General features: G+C 65.8%; 15 protein-coding genes and 1 tRNA gene. 8 read left to right on the forward strand and 8 right to left on the reverse strand.

Annotated elements, in window-relative coordinates; genetic code table 11:
- Nucleotides 1-82: 82 nt before the first annotated feature.
- The gene (locus tag QQ977_RS13935) at nt 83-1,567 is read left to right on the forward strand and encodes a sulfatase (protein WP_285926378.1); all 1,485 of its coding nucleotides are present in this window, start codon (nt 83-85) and stop codon (nt 1,565-1,567) included.
- Between the two features lie 24 nt (nt 1,568-1,591).
- On the opposite strand, the gene QQ977_RS13940 is transcribed toward QQ977_RS13935, so the two are convergent.
- Nucleotides 1,592-2,356: a PHP-associated domain-containing protein gene (locus tag QQ977_RS13940; RefSeq protein WP_285926379.1), complete on the reverse strand. Its 765-nt coding sequence runs from the start codon at nt 2,354-2,356 to the stop codon at nt 1,592-1,594.
- A 98-nt stretch (nt 2,357-2,454) separates the two neighbouring features.
- On the opposite strand from QQ977_RS13940, the gene QQ977_RS13945 reads away from it, so the two are divergent.
- On the forward strand, nt 2,455-2,742 hold the full coding sequence (locus QQ977_RS13945) for a DUF7565 family protein (RefSeq protein ID WP_285926380.1): 288 nt from the start codon (nt 2,455-2,457) through the stop codon (nt 2,740-2,742).
- 125 nt (nt 2,743-2,867) lie between these two features.
- Entirely contained in the window at nt 2,868-4,214 is a 1,347-nt protein-coding gene (locus QQ977_RS13950) for a TIGR00341 family protein (RefSeq protein ID WP_285926381.1), read from the forward strand.
- Between the two features lie 56 nt (nt 4,215-4,270).
- Here the strand turns inward: QQ977_RS13950 and QQ977_RS13955 are convergent, their stop codons facing one another.
- Together QQ977_RS13955 and QQ977_RS13960 are read right to left on the reverse strand one after the other, a co-directional pair.
- Nucleotides 4,271-4,708 (reverse strand): transcription elongation factor Spt5, encoded by a 438-nt coding sequence (locus QQ977_RS13955; RefSeq protein ID WP_285926382.1) that lies wholly within the window; start codon nt 4,706-4,708, stop codon nt 4,271-4,273.
- Nucleotides 4,708-4,881, reverse strand: coding sequence for a protein translocase SEC61 complex subunit gamma (locus QQ977_RS13960; RefSeq protein WP_285926383.1), 174 nt, complete (start codon nt 4,879-4,881; stop codon nt 4,708-4,710). Before QQ977_RS13960 ends, QQ977_RS13955 begins: the two co-directional genes overlap by 1 nt.
- A gap of 121 nt (nt 4,882-5,002) precedes the next feature.
- Here QQ977_RS13960 and QQ977_RS13965 point away from each other — a divergent pair, with 121 nt between their 5' ends.
- The 4 genes from QQ977_RS13965 to QQ977_RS13980 all read left to right on the forward strand — a co-directional run bounded on the left by QQ977_RS13965 (nt 5,003) and on the right by QQ977_RS13980 (nt 9,957).
- Entirely contained in the window at nt 5,003-5,176 is a 174-nt protein-coding gene (locus QQ977_RS13965) for a hypothetical protein (protein WP_285926384.1), read from the forward strand.
- 217 nt (nt 5,177-5,393) lie between these two features.
- Nucleotides 5,394-5,735 carry an SHOCT domain-containing protein gene (locus tag QQ977_RS13970; RefSeq protein ID WP_285926385.1) on the forward strand — a complete coding sequence of 114 codons (342 nt, stop codon included), beginning with the start codon at nt 5,394-5,396 and terminating at the stop codon, nt 5,733-5,735.
- 1 nt (nt 5,736) lies between these two features.
- Entirely contained in the window at nt 5,737-7,971 is a 2,235-nt protein-coding gene (locus tag QQ977_RS13975; protein WP_285926386.1) for a heavy metal translocating P-type ATPase, read from the forward strand.
- Nucleotides 7,972-8,067: 96 nt separating this feature from the next.
- A complete protein-coding gene (locus tag QQ977_RS13980; protein WP_285926387.1) occupies nt 8,068-9,957 on the forward strand; it encodes a glycoside hydrolase family 15 protein in 1,890 nt (629 codons plus the stop codon).
- Here the strand turns inward: QQ977_RS13980 and QQ977_RS13985 are convergent.
- The 5 genes from QQ977_RS13985 to QQ977_RS14005 form a co-directional block, all read right to left on the reverse strand.
- Nucleotides 9,939-11,051, reverse strand: a complete 1,113-nt coding sequence (locus QQ977_RS13985; RefSeq protein WP_285926388.1) for a S1C family serine protease — start codon at nt 11,049-11,051, stop codon at nt 9,939-9,941. The two genes, QQ977_RS13980 and QQ977_RS13985, sit on opposite strands and share 19 nt — an antisense overlap.
- Before the next feature lie 70 nt (nt 11,052-11,121).
- A complete protein-coding gene (locus tag QQ977_RS13990) occupies nt 11,122-11,436 on the reverse strand; it encodes a YbjQ family protein (RefSeq protein ID WP_285926389.1) in 315 nt (104 codons plus the stop codon).
- Nucleotides 11,437-11,499: 63 nt separating this feature from the next.
- A complete protein-coding gene (locus QQ977_RS13995) occupies nt 11,500-12,729 on the reverse strand; it encodes a mandelate racemase/muconate lactonizing enzyme family protein (RefSeq protein WP_285926390.1) in 1,230 nt (409 codons plus the stop codon).
- Between the two features lie 41 nt (nt 12,730-12,770).
- Nucleotides 12,771-13,991, reverse strand: coding sequence for an alanyl-tRNA editing protein (locus QQ977_RS14000; protein WP_285926391.1), 1,221 nt, complete (start codon nt 13,989-13,991; stop codon nt 12,771-12,773).
- Nucleotides 13,992-14,043: 52 nt separating this feature from the next.
- Complete coding sequence (locus QQ977_RS14005) at nt 14,044-14,574, reverse strand: helix-turn-helix domain-containing protein (RefSeq protein ID WP_285926392.1); 531 nt, start codon at nt 14,572-14,574, stop codon at nt 14,044-14,046.
- A gap of 135 nt (nt 14,575-14,709) precedes the next feature.
- Between QQ977_RS14005 and QQ977_RS14010 the strand changes: the two genes are divergently transcribed.
- A tRNA-Leu gene (locus QQ977_RS14010) sits at nt 14,710-14,794 on the forward strand.
- Nucleotides 14,795-14,910: the final 116 nt, after the last annotated feature.

Raw genomic sequence — 14,910 nt, forward strand, 5'->3', positions numbered from 1 at the left:
CGGGACGAGAGACGGTGATATCCTGAATGACCTGCATAGGCCGGGCAGGTGGCCTTCCCCGCAGACGGTGGAGTCCGCCACCATGGGCGAGTCCAACGGTTGTGTGATGGAGTCACATGAAACTGTGCGGAACGTGGTGTTGGTCGTTCTCGATACGGCACGCGCGAGAGACGTCGACGAGCGGACGACCCCGACCCTGTCTACGCTCGCGTCGACCGGAACCACGTTCGAACGAGCGTTCGCGACCGCACCGTGGACGGTTCCCTCCCACGCCGCACTATTTACCGGTACGTACACGTCGGAACACGGTGCACACGGTGGTCACCCCTACCTCGAAGCGTCGCTTCGGACGCTACCCGAGGCGTTCTCCGCGGCCGGCTACGAGACCGTCGGTGTCTCGAACAACACCTGGATCACCGACGAATTCGGCTTCGAGCGGGGATTCGAGACGCTGCGACGCGGCTGGCAGTACCTCCAGTCCGAGGCCGACATGGGCGCCGTGTCCCGGGCCGAACACCTCGGGTGGAAACTCGAGGCGGCCCGCGAACGGCTCTTCGAGGGGAACCCGCTGGTCAACGCGGCCAACCTGCTCTACAGCGAGGTGGTACAGCCACAGGGCGACGACGGCGCCGACCGGACGACGGCCTGGGTCCGGAACTGGCTCACAGAACGCGAGGCCGACCGTCCGTTCTTCCTGTTCTGTAACTACATCGAACCCCACATCGACTACGATCCACCCCGGAGACACGCCGAGCGGTTTCTCCCCGACGGAACGTACGAGGAGGCGACCGAGCTCCGACAGGACCCCCGTGCGTACGACGTCGGTGACTACGATCTCGACGAGCGCGACTTCCGCCTGCTACGGGGGCTCTACCGCGGTGAACTCGCCTACGTCGACGAACAACTCGAGCGACTCAAAGCGGCGCTTTCCGACGCCGGCTGCTGGGAGGACACCCTGTTTGTCGTCTGTGGCGACCACGGCGAGAACGTCGGCGAACACGGCTTTTTCGGACACCAGTACAACCTCTACGACACGCTGTTGCACGTTCCGCTGGTCTGTCACGGCGGCCCGTTCACCGGCGGCACCGAGCGAACAGAACTCGTACAGCTGCTCGACCTTCCCGAGACGCTGCTCGAGACGGCCGGCGTCGACGATCCGCGACTGCGCAAACAGAGCCGCGGTCGATCGCTCCATCCCGTCGCCGCAGGCGAGCCCCGCGACGCCGTCGTCGCCGAGTACGTCGCTCCCCAGCCCGCAATCGAGCGGCTCGAGGATCGGTTCGGGACGCTCCCGGAGCGAGTCTACGAGTTCGACCGCCGCCTCCGGGCGATCCGAACTGACGAGTACAAGTACGTCACCGGCGACGACGGCTTCGAACGGCTCCATCACGTCGCGACCGACCCGCTCGAGGCGGTCGACCGAAGCGACGACGACCCCGAGACGGCGGCGACGCTGCGACGACGGCTCGAAAAGCGCTTCGACGGGCTCGAGAGCGAGACGGCGACCGGAGACGTCTCGATGCGGGAGTCGACGAAGGATCGACTCGCCGACCTCGGGTATCTCTAGGCTTGCGGGTCCGTGGCCGGCAGATCAGTACACTGCGGCGTCGTCGAACTTGCCGTCGTAAGCGATATGATCGGGATGGGTCGGCTCGATCCCCTGTAAGAAGAGCCGGTCGATCTTCTGCCAGGAGTTCTCCCAGCAGAGGTGAGCGAGCTCGGCCGCCGTGGTTCGCCACCGGCGGAACCCGTTTCGGTAGACGGCCCGTCGGGCAACGCCGTCTGCGAGGGCGGCCACGAGGTCGGCCTCGTCCTCGAGCGGTTCCTCGAAGGCCGTGTAGGCGACGCCGACGCTGTCCGGGAGGTGGGCGTACGAGGACGCAAACGGCGGTCGGTCGAGATCCTCGGCGAGCGTCCGGGCCCGGTGGTTGTGCGTCGGGAGGTGTTTCGGGTTGAAGACCTCGACCGTGTCGACGACGTCACGGTGCTCGCGAAGGTCGGCTTCGGTGAGACTTACGGTCGCAAACTCCGGGTGAGGGGCGAGGACGGCTGCACCCTGGCGGTCGAGCTCGGCCATCGCGGCCTCGAGCGAGATGAAATCCGGGATCGGATCGGAGAGTCCGATCGCGAGGACGTGTTTGCGATCTTGCCACGACCCCGTAAATATCTCTCGAGCGGGAATGACGCGCAGCTCCGGACTCGAGTAGGCCTCGGCTCGAGCGCGGATCTCGGGGAGGCGAGTAAAGTGGGGCGCGTAGACGATCGCGTCGAGGCCCGCGTTCCGTGCCCGCCGGCAGACCTGCTCGTCGAGGACCTTCACGTGGGGGTCGACCCGAAACTCGTCGGTGTCGCTCACGACCGTCTATTTCCGGACCGGAGAGTTAGGGATTCTGATTGCCGATCGTTCGGTATGACGAAAAGACCTTTAGGACGGACAGTCGAGGAAGACAACGTATGCCCTGGGAATGCGGCATCGACGGCTGTGGCGGACGATTCGACGACGTCGAGTCGCTGATCGTCCACCAGGTGAACGAACACGAACGTCACGAGTGTCAGGTATGTGGGACGATCGTCCCCGACGGCTACCTCGCGATTCGACACGCGTTTACCGAACACAGTCGAGCCGAGTACGTCCGTGCCTACGGGGCCAGCTCCGCGGAAGTGCGCCAGCGTGAACAGCTACTCGAGGACGTCACCGATATCGCGGATATGCAAGCGATCGCTGACGAGTTGAAACGGTAGTCCCGTTTTCGTTCCCGTTCGAACCGGGGATATCAGCGCTCACACGACGGTTGATAATTCGTCGTCGTTGTAATTCGTTACACCTGTCGACAACTTGTATATAATGGCTTGTCATACGCTCTCCCGTGCGCTACGTTGAGATCCTGATTCCGGCCGGTCGTCGAGCGGACGTCCTCGAGGTTCTCGACGACGAAGGGATACACTACGTCGTGAGCGACACGGTCGGCGGGCAGCGCTACACCGCAGCCGTCAGATTCCCGCTTTCTGGCGAAGCCGTCGAAACGGTTCTCGATCGGCTGGGTGAGGTCGAAATCGGCAGCGACGCGAACGTCGCCGTCATCGACGCCGAGAAGATCGCTCTCGACGATCGTAGCCCGCTCGACGTGGCGTCCGAACGCGGCGAACGTATCGAACGCGGCGGCGAACGGCTCTCGAGACAGGAACTGCAGGCGAGAGCGGCGGGACTGACGCCGTCGTTTCCGGTGTACGCGACGATGACGCTCATCAGCGCGCTCGTCGCGACCGCCGGCCTGTTGCTCGATTCGCCGGCGGTCGTCGTCGGCTCGATGGTGATCGCGCCGCTTATCGGTCCGGCACTCGCAGCGAGCGTCGGCACCGTCGTCGCCGACGCCGAACTGCGCTCGACCGGCCTCTCGTATCAGTTAAGCGGACTCGCCATCGCGGTACTGGGATCGATCGCTCTCGCCGGTCTCACGCGGATGACCGGCCTCGAGCCGGGCGTGATCGATCTCGTCGGCGTCGCAGAACTCGAAGAACGCGTCGCGCCGAACCTTCTCTCACTCGTGATCGCACTCGGCGCTGGCGTCGCAGGCGTGTTGAGTCTCACGCGGGAACTGTCCGAAGCGATCGTCGGCGTCATGATCGCCGCCGCGCTCATCCCGCCCGCCGCCGCGGCCGGCATCGCCGTCGCCTGGGAGATGTACGGTGCGGCCATCGGTGCAACGGTACTCATGCTCGTGAACACCTTCTCGATCAACCTCGCGGCGTTGCTCACCCTCTGGGCCGGGGAGTATCGACCGCCCGGGCTGTTCGACGTCCCGCGAGCGCGCAAGCAGGCGCTGACGTTCGCGGCCATCCTCGGGACGATCATGGTCGTCCTACTCGTTCCCCTCGCGGGCGCGACGCTGGCTGAACTCGAGGCCACACAGCTCGAGTCGGATGCCACGACGGAAGTCGAAGGCGTCCTCGCGGATCCGGCGTACGACGGCCTCGAGGCCGAGTCGGTGACGGTCGAATTCGACGACGACTATCCAGTCAGATCGATCGAGGAAGTCGTCGTCACGATCACCGGACCAGACGCGGAGCCGGAGCCAGGTCTGACCGAGCGGCTCGTGGCCGCGATCGAGCCACACGCCGAGGATCAGGTCTCGATCGAGGTCCGATTCGTCGTCGCCGAACACGCAACCGTAGCCGACGACGAGCACGCTCACGACGCTAGATACCGAGTGTAAAGCCGCACACGTTCGTACTCCGCTGCTCGTACGCTCGCGGCGATCGAACCGACTCGCTATCGCTCGTCGGAGTCCAGAACGCGAATCTGATCGCCCCGCACCGTCACTGGAATCGGGACCGTCGCCTCGTACAGTTCGACCGTCACCTGGTCTTTGCCCTCGTCGATGCGCTGGACCTGTGCTTTCTCGCCTTTGAACGGGCCGGCGATGAGTTCGACGATGTCGCCCTCGGCGATTCCCTCCACGTCCGGCTTGGGCGAGAGGAAGTGTTCGACTTCCGAAATGTCTGACTCGCCGGGAACGATACTGCGGGCGTGGGGGATGTCGTCGAGGACGCGCTCTAAGACCGCGTTGTCGTCCGCCTCGACCATTACGTACGACGTCAGCGAATCGGGTGCGAGTGCGGCATGGACCGCATCCTCCTCGCGGTTGATGATCATGTCCGCGACGGTGCGTTCCTGACTCGCGGTCGTTTTGACGGCGTAGATACTCATTAGAACCCTCCCGTCAGGAGCATCATCACGGTCCCGATCAGAAAGCCGATGAAGCCAACGAGCAGGATTCCCGCGCCGGCGATTTTCGCCACCTGGAGGAACTCCTCTTTCGTGGGCGTCGTCGCCATTTTCAGCACCCGAACGTACGAGGTGAGGTCGTACGGAACGTCCATATCCGTCTATTGCGAGCGGAGCGTCTTTTATCTGTCTTTCTGTTCGGTGACCAGTCGTCGAGTCAACGTCGTTGCGTGTGACGGCCTGCCGACCAAACGCCTCCGTGCCGGATCGCCTCGTATGGCAGAAGACGATACCGACCGCGCAGACGAGCTCGAGGCAGAACGCGAGGCAGAGATCGAAGACGAACTCGAGCGGATCGGCCGCGATCCCGACGAAGTCGACGAGGGCGACGACCTCGGAACACAGAACGCACCCCGATCCGACGAGGAGGACGTCGAGACGGACGAATAAACACTCGACCGAAACGCACTAGCGTCGATTCTCATCCTCGGCGATAGCAGGGTTTGGAGCGTTCGGCGTTACGACGGCGAACGTTCGGATTCTTCGGTAGAGATCACCCCCGTACCCGAAGCGTCGAAGGGGAAACCGGCAAAAGTGTAGAACTCCTATGTGTTACCATGGGACGAACTACGCACGACGGCCGCCGACGAGTACGAGGTGAGTCGACGTGAGTGAATCCGACGACCTCGTGCGGCTGGTCGTGCTCGTGATAGCGATCCTGTTGCTCGCGCCGATCGTGATGATGCTGTTCATGACGCCGATGATGGGGGCTCACGGGCCGTGGGTCGACGCGACGAACGGGGTCGGCTGGGGTTGGGGGTGGCTGTTCGCGTGGCTGGTTCCGCTGTTAGTCGTGGTCGCGATCGGCTATCTCGTCTACAGGGTGATCGCCAGCCCGGACTCCCGAGACGACGCCGCGATGGAGGAGCTCCGCATCGCCTACGCCCGGGGTGAAATCTCCGAGGAGGAGTTCGAAGAACGACGACGACGGCTGCAGCGAGAGGAGTGAGATGTCCGGTCCCGAACACCGGCGTTCCCACGGCGACCGCGAACGACTCGCCCGGGGCGAGCAGCCGACGGATCGGGACTGTCCGTGCTGTCGGATGTGTGGGCTGACGGCGACCGAGGCCGAGCGACTCGAGCGGGCGGACGAACGCGCCGATCCCGAACGCGAACGCGAACCCGAACGCGAGCACGAGCACGACGAGGGTCGCCACGAGGCCCACGTCGATCACTCGGGCCACGAGGCGATGTTTCGAAAGCGGTTTTTCGTCTGTCTCGTACTCTCGCTGCCGGTCCTGTACTACAGCCCGATGCTCCAGGACTGGTTCGGCTACACTGCCGTCGCGTTTCCGGGCAGCGAGTTCGTCGGTCCCGCCCTCGGGGTCGCCGTCTTCGCCTACGGTGGAATCCCGTTTCTCCGGATGGGTGCAGTCGAGGCCCGCAACCGCGAGCCCGGGATGATGCTACTGATCTCGCTCGCGATCACCGTCGCGTTCGTCTACAGCGCCGCCGCAGTCGCCTTCGATATCGGCGAGCCCTTTTTCTGGGAGCTCGTGACCCTGATCGTCATCTTCCTGCTTGGCCACTGGATCGAGATGCGAAGCGTCCGGCGGGCCTCGGGCGCGCTCGACGAACTCGCCGAGTTGCTGCCCGACACCGCCGAGCGGGTTACGGACGACCGCGAGGGCGAGACCGAGGAGGTCCCCGTCGACGACCTCGAGGCCGAGGACCTCGTACTCGTCCGACCCGGCGCGAACGTGCCGGCCGACGGCGTCGTCGAGGAGGGCGAGTCGAACGTCACCGAGGCGATGGTGACGGGCGAGTCGACGCCGGTCACGAAAGAACCCGGCGACGAGGTCATCGGCGGCACGACCAACCGGGGCGGCAGTTTGCGCGTTCGCGTCACCGCCACGGGCGAGGAGACGACGCTGTCGGGGATCATGCGACTCGTCGAGGAGGCCCAGGAGAGCCGCTCGAAGACGCAAGTGCTCGCGGATCGGGCCGCGGGCTGGCTGTTCTACGCCGCACTCGGCGTGGCTGTGGTCACCGCCGTCGGCTGGACCGCCGCGGTCGGCTTCGGCCTGGCGGTCGTCGAGCGCGTGGTCACGGTGTTGGTCATCGCCTGTCCGCACGCGCTGGGACTCGCCGTTCCGCTGGTCGTCGCGATCAACACCTCGATGGCAGCCAGGGAGGGGATGCTCGTGCGCGATCGGATCGCGATGGAGCAAGCGCGCACCCTCGATACCGTCGTCTTCGACAAGACGGGGACGCTCACGGAGGGCGAACACGGCGTCGTCGACGTCGCGACGACCGACGGCTGGGACGAAGACGACGTGATCGCACTCGCGGCCGCTGCGGAGGGCGACTCAGAGCACATGATCGCCCAGGCGATCCGCGAGGCGGCTGCCGAACGCGAGCTGTCGGTCCCCGACGCCCGTGGCTTCGAGGCGCTGGAGGGACGGGGCGTGCGCGCGACGATCGAGGCCGACGCGCCGATCCCCGGCGGCGACGCAGTCGAGGACAGTGAGACCGTCCACGTCGGCGGCCCGAACCTCCTCCGGGAGCTCGAGGTCGACCCCGGCGACGACCTCGTGGCGTTCGCCGACAAGGCCGGCGAGCGCGGCCAGGGCGTGGTCTACCTGCTGGCAGACGGCGAGGCCGCCGGCGCGATCGCGCTCGCGGACGTGATCCGCGAGGAGAGCTACGCGGCGATCGACGCCCTCCACGAGATGGGACTCGAGGTGGCGATGCTGACCGGCGACAGCGAGGACGTCGCGCGTGCCGTCTCGGACGAGCTTGGCATCGACACCACCTTCGCGGAGGTGTTGCCCGAGGACAAAGACGGAAAGATCGTCGAGCTCCAGGACCAGGGCAAGCTCGTGGCGATGGTCGGCGACGGCGTCAACGACGCGCCCGCGCTCACCCGCTCGGACGTTGGCATCGCCATTGGCTCGGGGACCGACGTCGCGGTCGAGTCCGCCGAGGTCGTCCTCGTCGAGAACGATCCTCGCGACGTCGCCCATCTGGTGCGGCTAAGCACGAAGAGCTACCGGAAGATGCAGGAGAACCTCGTCTGGGCCGCGGGGTACAACGTGTTCGCACTCCCGCTTGCGGCGGGCGTGCTCGCACCGGTTGGTGTCTTGCTCTCGCCGGCCGTCGGCGCGATCCTCATGTCCGCGAGTACGGTGATCGTCGCGATCAACGCCCAGCTGTTGCGCCGGGCGGATATCACACTCGAGTGATGGGAGCTTGCACTTTCGAGAGGTGACCTTTTCCGGACTCTCGTCGTATCGTGTCGTCGAGCCAATCGGTGTTTTCGTCGGACACACCACTTCACCATGGAATCCGAGTACCCCCCAATCGCGGACTACGGTGCTATCGGCAACGACAACCGCTGTGCCCTCGTGAGTCGCGAGGGCTCGATCGACTGGTGTCCGTTCCCCCACCTCGAGTCCCCCAGCGTCTTCAGCGCTATCCTCGACGCCGACGACGGGGGCCGCTTTGCCGTCTCCCCGGACGAGCCCTTCGAGGCGACTCAGACCTACGTCAACCGGACGAACGTCCTCGAGACGACCTTCGAGACCGACGTCGGGACGGCAACGGTGACGGACTTCATGCCGGTCACCGACGGCGGCCCCCGGTACGAGGGGTTCCAGCGGTCGCTGTTTCGGACCCTCGAGTGTGAGTCCGGTTCGGTCGACCTCGAGGTCGTCCTCGAGCCGCGGTTCGACTACGGGCGGAGCGAAACCGATCTGACGTTGCGTGACGCCGAAGTGGTCGCGAGTGGTAGCGGGGAGCCGCTTCACATCCACCTCCATGGCGTCGACGACGCCCGGATCGACGGCGACCGGGCGAAAGCGACGGTCCCGCTCGAAGCCGGCGAGTCGGCCTGGTTGTGTCTGCAACACGGCCACTCGAATCACCTCTCTCCGGACGAACGCGAGGAGATCCTCGCCGAGACGATCGCCTACTGGCGGGACTGGCTCGGACGCTGTGAGGAGTCGGCGGGCGAACTGTTCGCGTTCGACGACAAGTACGGCGACGTTCTCCGCCGGTCGGCGCTCGTACTCAAACTTCTCATCCACGACGGGACCGGCTCGATCCCGGCCGCGCCGACGACGTCGCTACCCGAGGAGATCGGCGGCGACCTCAACTGGGACTACCGGTACAACTGGATCCGCGACGCCAAGTTCACCGTCCAGGCGCTTTACAACGTCGGCCAGCGCGAGGAGGCCGAAGAGTACTTCGAGTGGTTCCGCCAGATCGGTCACGAAGAGCCCGCCGACATCCAGCCGATCTACGGCCTCCACGGCGAGACTGAACTCGAGGAGACGACGCTCGATCACCTCCCCGGCTATCGTGACTCCCAGCCGGTCCGGATCGGCAACGCGGCCGCCGACCAGGAGCAACTCGACATCTACGGAACGATCGTCCAGGGGATCTACGAGACGATCCGCTACGAGAACGGTCTCTCCGACTACGACTGGGAGTCGATCCGGGCGCTTGCCGACTACGTCTGTGCAAACTGGGACGAACGCGACGCGGGCATCTGGGAGTTTCGCGACGTTCGTCACCACTTCGTCCACTCGAAGCTCCTGTGCTGGGTCGCACTCGACCGTGCGATCCAGGTCGGCGAGGAGTACGACCGCGATGGGCCGTTCGAGCGCTGGGCGGACGAACGCGAGGCGATCAGGGAGGCGATCCTCGAGCGCGGGTACGAGGAGTCGATCGACAGCTTCGTCCAGCACTTCGAGACCGACGAGGCCCTGGACGCGACGGCGCTTTTGATCCCGCTGTATGACTTCCTGCCAGCCGACGACGACCGCGTACAGGGAACGATCGACACCGTCCTCGAGGACCTGTCGACCGACGACGGGCTCGTCTATCGCTTCGCCAACAGCGACGCCCGACCGAAAGAGCCGGGTGCGTTTCTCCTCTGTTCGTTCTGGCTCGTCGACGCGCTTGTCCTCTCGGGACGTCTCGAGGAGGCCGAGTCGATCTTCGAAACCGTCCTCGAGCACGCCTCCCCGCTCGGGCTGCTCTCGGAGATGGTCCGGCCCGACGGGACCCTACTGGGCAACTACCCCCAGGCGTTCAGCCACATCGGGCTGCTCAACAGCGCGCTCTATCTCGCGAGTGCGAGAGACGACGTCGAGGAGTTTCCCCCGGAGGAACTCGCCGAGGGAGCAAGCGCGCCGCTTTTCAGACGTCACGGCTCTGGTTCTTGACCGGGTCCGGGTCCGGGACCAGGTCCAGGTCCAGGGCCGGGTTCGACAGTCTCGGCATCGGGTCGTTCTCCAAGCGTCAACTCGACGACCTCGCGGTCGCCGTCGCGGACGACCTCGAGACCGATCGTCTCTCCGGGTTCCATCTCGAGGGCGAGATACGACGACAGCGCGTCCTGGTTGGGTATCTCCGTGCCGTCGATCGCGACGACGGCGTCGCCGCCGACGGGGACGGTCGTCCCCTCGACGGCCGTCGTCTCCGTCGCCGGTTCGAGGACGCCCTCCGCCGGCGAGTCCGGAACGACGTCGACGATCAACACGCCGCCCGCCTCGTCGAGGTCGTTCGCCGTGGCGGCGAACGGACCGATCGGTGCGACGCTGACACCCATATAGGGGTGATCGTACGTCCCATCCTCGAGCAACGCGGGGACGACGCGATCGGCGAGGCCGGCGGCGATCGCGAAGCCGATCGTCTGGCCCGCACCCGCGAAGACGACGCCGACGATCTCGCCGTCGCGGTTCACCAGCGGACCGCCGCTGTTGCCGGGGTTTACCGGCGCGTCGGTCTGGACGGCAGCCGGGATGTCAAAGCCCGTCGGACTCGGCAACGTGCGGTCGACGCCGCTTACGATGCCACGCGAAACCGAGGCGTCGAGCCCGAGCGGGTTCCCGAGCGCGAGGACGTCCTCGCCGACGTCCGGCGGCTCCGCTGCAAACCGGAGCGAACCGGCATCGGCCGGGAGGTCTTCGACCTCGAGGACGGCGAGGTCGCTGTGAGCGTCGGTTCCGACGACCGCGGCGGTGCGCCAGGACTCGTCGTGAAACTGTAACTCGACCGTCGACGCGTCGCCGACGACGTGCTCGTTGGTGACGACGACGCCGTCTGCGGTGACGAATCCCGAACCCAGCCCGCCCGGTCCCTCTTCGACGTCGGGAACGGTAACGAGCACGACGGCGTCGATCGTTTCCTGGTAGATCTCGGTGTACTCGTCGGCACTATCTTCGTCGGCGGACGCGACGCTCCCGAGCGTTCCCGCGGCGAGCACGCCACCGACCGTCCGTAACAGGCGTCTCCGAGACGTCTGGTCGGGCGTCATGCCGGGTACTCTCCCCGACGAACGGTATAAAACACACACCGGCAGCCGACGTGTGTTGTCCGTTCGCGACTCAGCGCAGCCTGACGGCCGTCCCGTAGGCGATCACCTCGGAGCCGCCCTCGGTGACTTTCGAGGTTTCCAGGCGAACGTTGACGACGGCGTCTGCACCCATCGACTCCGCGTCGGCGGCCATCCGATCGATGGCCTCGTCGCGGGCTTTCGTGAGCAGCTCCGAGTAGGCTTTCAGCTCGCCGCCGGTGAGGTTTCGCAGGCTCTGGGTGATGTCCCGGCCGACGTTTCTCGCCTCGACGGTGTTTCCGCGTGCGATTCCGAGCGCCTCGACGACCTCGCGATCGGGAACCGTCTCCGTGGTGACGATCTGCATGAGCGGACGTACGCAACTGACCAATATAAAGCGCCTCGAGCAGTTTCACCGCCAGAAATACTCTTAGTCAAATAACTCCTCATCCTCGAGCATGTGCTCCTCGACGACGTCCAGATCGAGCGTCACGCCGAGTCCGGGCTCCTCCGGAATCTCGATGTAGCCGTCCTCGATCACGTCCTCTTCGACCAGATCTTCCCACCACCCCAGTTCGTAGGAGTGAAACTCGACCGCCAGCGCGTTGGGGATCGCTGCACCGACGTGAGCGCTCGCGACCGTCGCGACGGGCGAGGAGACGTTGTGCATCGCGACGGGAACGTAGTACATGTCGGCCTTGTCGGCGATCTTCTGGGTCTCGCGCATCCCGCCCACTTTCGGCATATCTGGCGCGATGATGTCGACGGCCTGGTCCTCGAGCAGGCGACGCTGGCCGTGCTTTCGATAGACGTTTTCGCCGGCGGTGATCGGCGTCGACGTCGACCGTGTCACCTCCCGCTGGACGTCGTGGTTCTCCGGGGGGACCGGGTCCTCGAGCCACCAGACGTCGTACTCCTCGAGGCGATTCGCGAGTCGTTTCGCGCTGCCGGCGCTGAACGACCAGTGACAGTCGAACGCGACCTCGGCTCTGGCACCGACGCGTTCGGTGACCGCCTCGACGATGCTCGCTTTGTGCTCGATCTCGACGGGCCGCAGGTGGCGGTTCGCCCGGTCGCGTTCGTGGCCAGAGGGGACGTCGAGGTCGAACTTCAAGGCGTCGTAGCCGAGCTCCTCGACGACGCGTTCGGCCTCGTCCGCGCAGGCGATCGGATCAGCCTCGTCCTCGGTGTGACAGTCACAGTAGACCCGCATCTCGTCGCGGTACTTTCCGCCCAAGAGCTGGTAGGCGGGCACCTCGAGTATCTTGCCCGCGAGGTCGTGTAAGGCGATCTCGATGCCCGAGATGGCGGTGACGGTGACGCCGCCGATCGATCCCTCGCCGGACATCTTCTGGACCAGATGCTCGGTGAGGCGGTCGATGTCGAGCGGGTTCTCGCCCTCGAGAAATGGCCGCATCCGGTCGATCAGTTCCGGCGTGCCAGCCCCCCAGTAGGCCTCGCCGGTGCCGACGATTCCCGCGTCGGTGTAGACGCGAACCAGCGTCCACGGGAAATTTCCGTCGATCATCGTCGTCTGGACGTCGGTGATCTCGACGTCGCGGCCGCCACCGCGCTCGCGCGTAACGTTCATCGTGCTCGCCGAGAGATCGCGCATCGTGTACTCGGCGTTCGGATCGCGTAGCTGCGAGTAATCGACCATACGCAGACGACGACTCGAGAGACCGTAAAACTCTCCGGGCCCTACGCGAGCCAGTCGACGACTGCCTCGGACGTAGCGTCGAGTCCGCCGGCCTGTGCGAACCGATCCGACCCACCGCCACCACCACCGAACTCGTCGGTGAGGTCGTCGACGACGTCGGCGGCCGATCGCGAACCGGCCGAGCCGACGACCACGAACGGGGCGTCGCCGCTTCCGACGAGCGCCACGACGTCTGCCAGCTCGCCGGCACGCTCTCGGGCCACGTCGCTCGCGTCGTCGGCGGAGACGTCCTCGAGTTCCTTGAGGAGCCACTCCTCACCGTCGCGATCGATCGGGTCAGCACTCGTCAGCTGCGTCTCGATGAGCTCCCGGCGGAGCTGTCCGACCTCCACGGCGAGAGCATCCCGTTCTTCGACCACGCGCTCGAGTTCGGCCGGGACGTCCTCGATCGCGGTCTCGAGTGCGGCCCTCGCGGCGAGTGTCGTGCGTTTCTCGGTCGCCGCACGCTCGATGGCTCGCGGGCCGACGGCGAACTCGACGCGAGCCAGCCCTTCGCCGGGGTTCGATCGGCCGAGAACGGAGACGGAACCGATCTCGCGAGTGTTTCGGACGTGGGTCCCCCCACAGGCCGCGACGTCCCAGGGCTCGCTCGAGGTAGCGTCGCCGTTGTCGTCCGGTCCGCCGACGGTGACGATCCGGAGCCGGCCGCCGGTGAACGCCTCCTCCTCGGTCGCGTCGTTGAACGCGATCTCCTCGCGCTCGCGCGCCTCTGCAAGTGGAATCTCTTCCCAGGAGACGGGACGAGACTCCCAGATCGCCCGGTTGATCAGCCGCTCGAGGTCGACCAGCGTTCCGTCGTCTACCTCGGTGTCGGTCTCGAGATCGACCCGGACTTTCCGCTCGCCGATGTCGAACCCGCCGTAGCCGAGGTCCTCGAGCAGCCGCCGACCCGCACCGTAGAGGACGTGACTGGCCGTATGCGCTCGCATACAGTACATTCGAAACGACCAGTCGACCGAACAGAGAACCTGTCTGCCCGTTCGAAACGACGGCTCCTCGGCGAGAACGTGGACGGGGTCGCCGTTTTCGACTCGAACGTCTTCGACCTCGACGCCGCCGATCGTGCCCCTGTCGGCGGGCTGGCCGCCGCTTTCTGCGTAGAAGTACGTCTCCTCGAGCCAGACCTCTCGGCCGTCGACGGCCCTGACGTCCGTCTGGAATCGCGTCGTATACGGCTCTGCAGCCGCCCGTTGGCCACTCATCGGTCCTACTCCGACGCCCTCGGATAAAAGTCTCCCCGGTCTCGGCTCGCGATTACTCCGCGAGTTCGACGTCGAGGTAGTCCTCGAGCGCGTCGATCAATCCGCCGCCGACGCCAGCCTGGGTCGCACGACCCTGTTCGATCGCCAGCAGGTCGGCCTCGCGGACGTCCAGCTCTTCGGCCAGCTCTCCGCGCTGGAGGCCGGCCTCCTGTCGGGCCTCGACCAGTCGGTCGCCGTAGTCCGCGACGAGATAGGGCAGCGGATCGTCGTCGTAGCTCGTCCCCTCTCGTTCCCAGTGTTCGGAGTCGCCGTCCCAGACCGGGTTCGCCTTGGCGACGTTCTGTGCCGCACGTTTCTTGCGGTCCGCCTCCTCGTCCGTCCTCGAGCTTCCCGACGCGTTCGAACCGCTCGAGGCGCTCGATCCGCGAGTGTCACTCGAGTCGTCGTGTGGTGTACAGTCGGGACAGACCTCGAGCGTCGCGCCGGCGATCGTCGCCGTCCGCAGCGAGTCGCTCTCGGCGCCACAGAGCTCACAGGCCGTCCCGCCGCCACCCGACGACGAGCCCGTCGAGTACTTGGCCATGCCACCGTTTGGCACCAGTCACATTTGAATACACCGCTCGAGGTCGAACGGTGTGATTCCCGGGCAAGGTCAGCGACAAAGGAAAGGGCTTTTATAACCACACTGGATACGATTGAGTGCGGACAAAGAACGCGAGCGTGGGTAGCCAAGCCAGGCCAACGGCGCAGCGTTGAGGGCGCTGTCCCGTAGGGGTCCGCCGGTTCGAATCCGGTCCCACGCATCGCACCGGCGCGGCTTCGGTCGCGTCACTCGATGCAGGTGATGACGCCCCCACGAAGGGACATCACCCACGCACAACTTACTGCCGACATCACGTTCGACAGCGGCAGCGCCGTT

The organism is Natrialbaceae archaeon AArc-T1-2 (assembly GCF_030273315.1).
GTDB lineage: Archaea > Halobacteriota > Halobacteria > Halobacteriales > Natrialbaceae > Tc-Br11-E2g1.

What these genes read in the sequence shown, in the direction of transcription:
- QQ977_RS14000 (WP_285926391.1), bottom strand. Translation starts at nt 13,991, where the DNA reads ATGAGTGGCCAACGGGCGGCTGCAGAGCCGTATACGACGCGATTCCAG.
- QQ977_RS13935 (WP_285926378.1), top strand. Translation starts at nt 83, where the DNA reads ATGGGCGAGTCCAACGGTTGTGTGATGGAGTCACATGAAACTGTGCGG.
- QQ977_RS13960 (WP_285926383.1), bottom strand. Translation starts at nt 4,881, where the DNA reads ATGGACGTTCCGTACGACCTCACCTCGTACGTTCGGGTGCTGAAAATG.
- QQ977_RS13945 (WP_285926380.1), top strand. Translation starts at nt 2,455, where the DNA reads ATGCCCTGGGAATGCGGCATCGACGGCTGTGGCGGACGATTCGACGAC.
- QQ977_RS13955 (WP_285926382.1), bottom strand. Translation starts at nt 4,708, where the DNA reads ATGAGTATCTACGCCGTCAAAACGACCGCGAGTCAGGAACGCACCGTC.
- QQ977_RS13980 (WP_285926387.1), top strand. Translation starts at nt 8,068, where the DNA reads ATGGAATCCGAGTACCCCCCAATCGCGGACTACGGTGCTATCGGCAAC.
- QQ977_RS13975 (WP_285926386.1), top strand. Translation starts at nt 5,737, where the DNA reads ATGTCCGGTCCCGAACACCGGCGTTCCCACGGCGACCGCGAACGACTC.
- QQ977_RS13985 (WP_285926388.1), bottom strand. Translation starts at nt 11,051, where the DNA reads ATGACGCCCGACCAGACGTCTCGGAGACGCCTGTTACGGACGGTCGGT.
- QQ977_RS13965 (WP_285926384.1), top strand. Translation starts at nt 5,003, where the DNA reads ATGGCAGAAGACGATACCGACCGCGCAGACGAGCTCGAGGCAGAACGC.
- QQ977_RS13995 (WP_285926390.1), bottom strand. Translation starts at nt 12,729, where the DNA reads ATGGTCGATTACTCGCAGCTACGCGATCCGAACGCCGAGTACACGATG.
- QQ977_RS14005 (WP_285926392.1), bottom strand. Translation starts at nt 14,574, where the DNA reads ATGGCCAAGTACTCGACGGGCTCGTCGTCGGGTGGCGGCGGGACGGCC.
- QQ977_RS13990 (WP_285926389.1), bottom strand. Translation starts at nt 11,436, where the DNA reads ATGCAGATCGTCACCACGGAGACGGTTCCCGATCGCGAGGTCGTCGAG.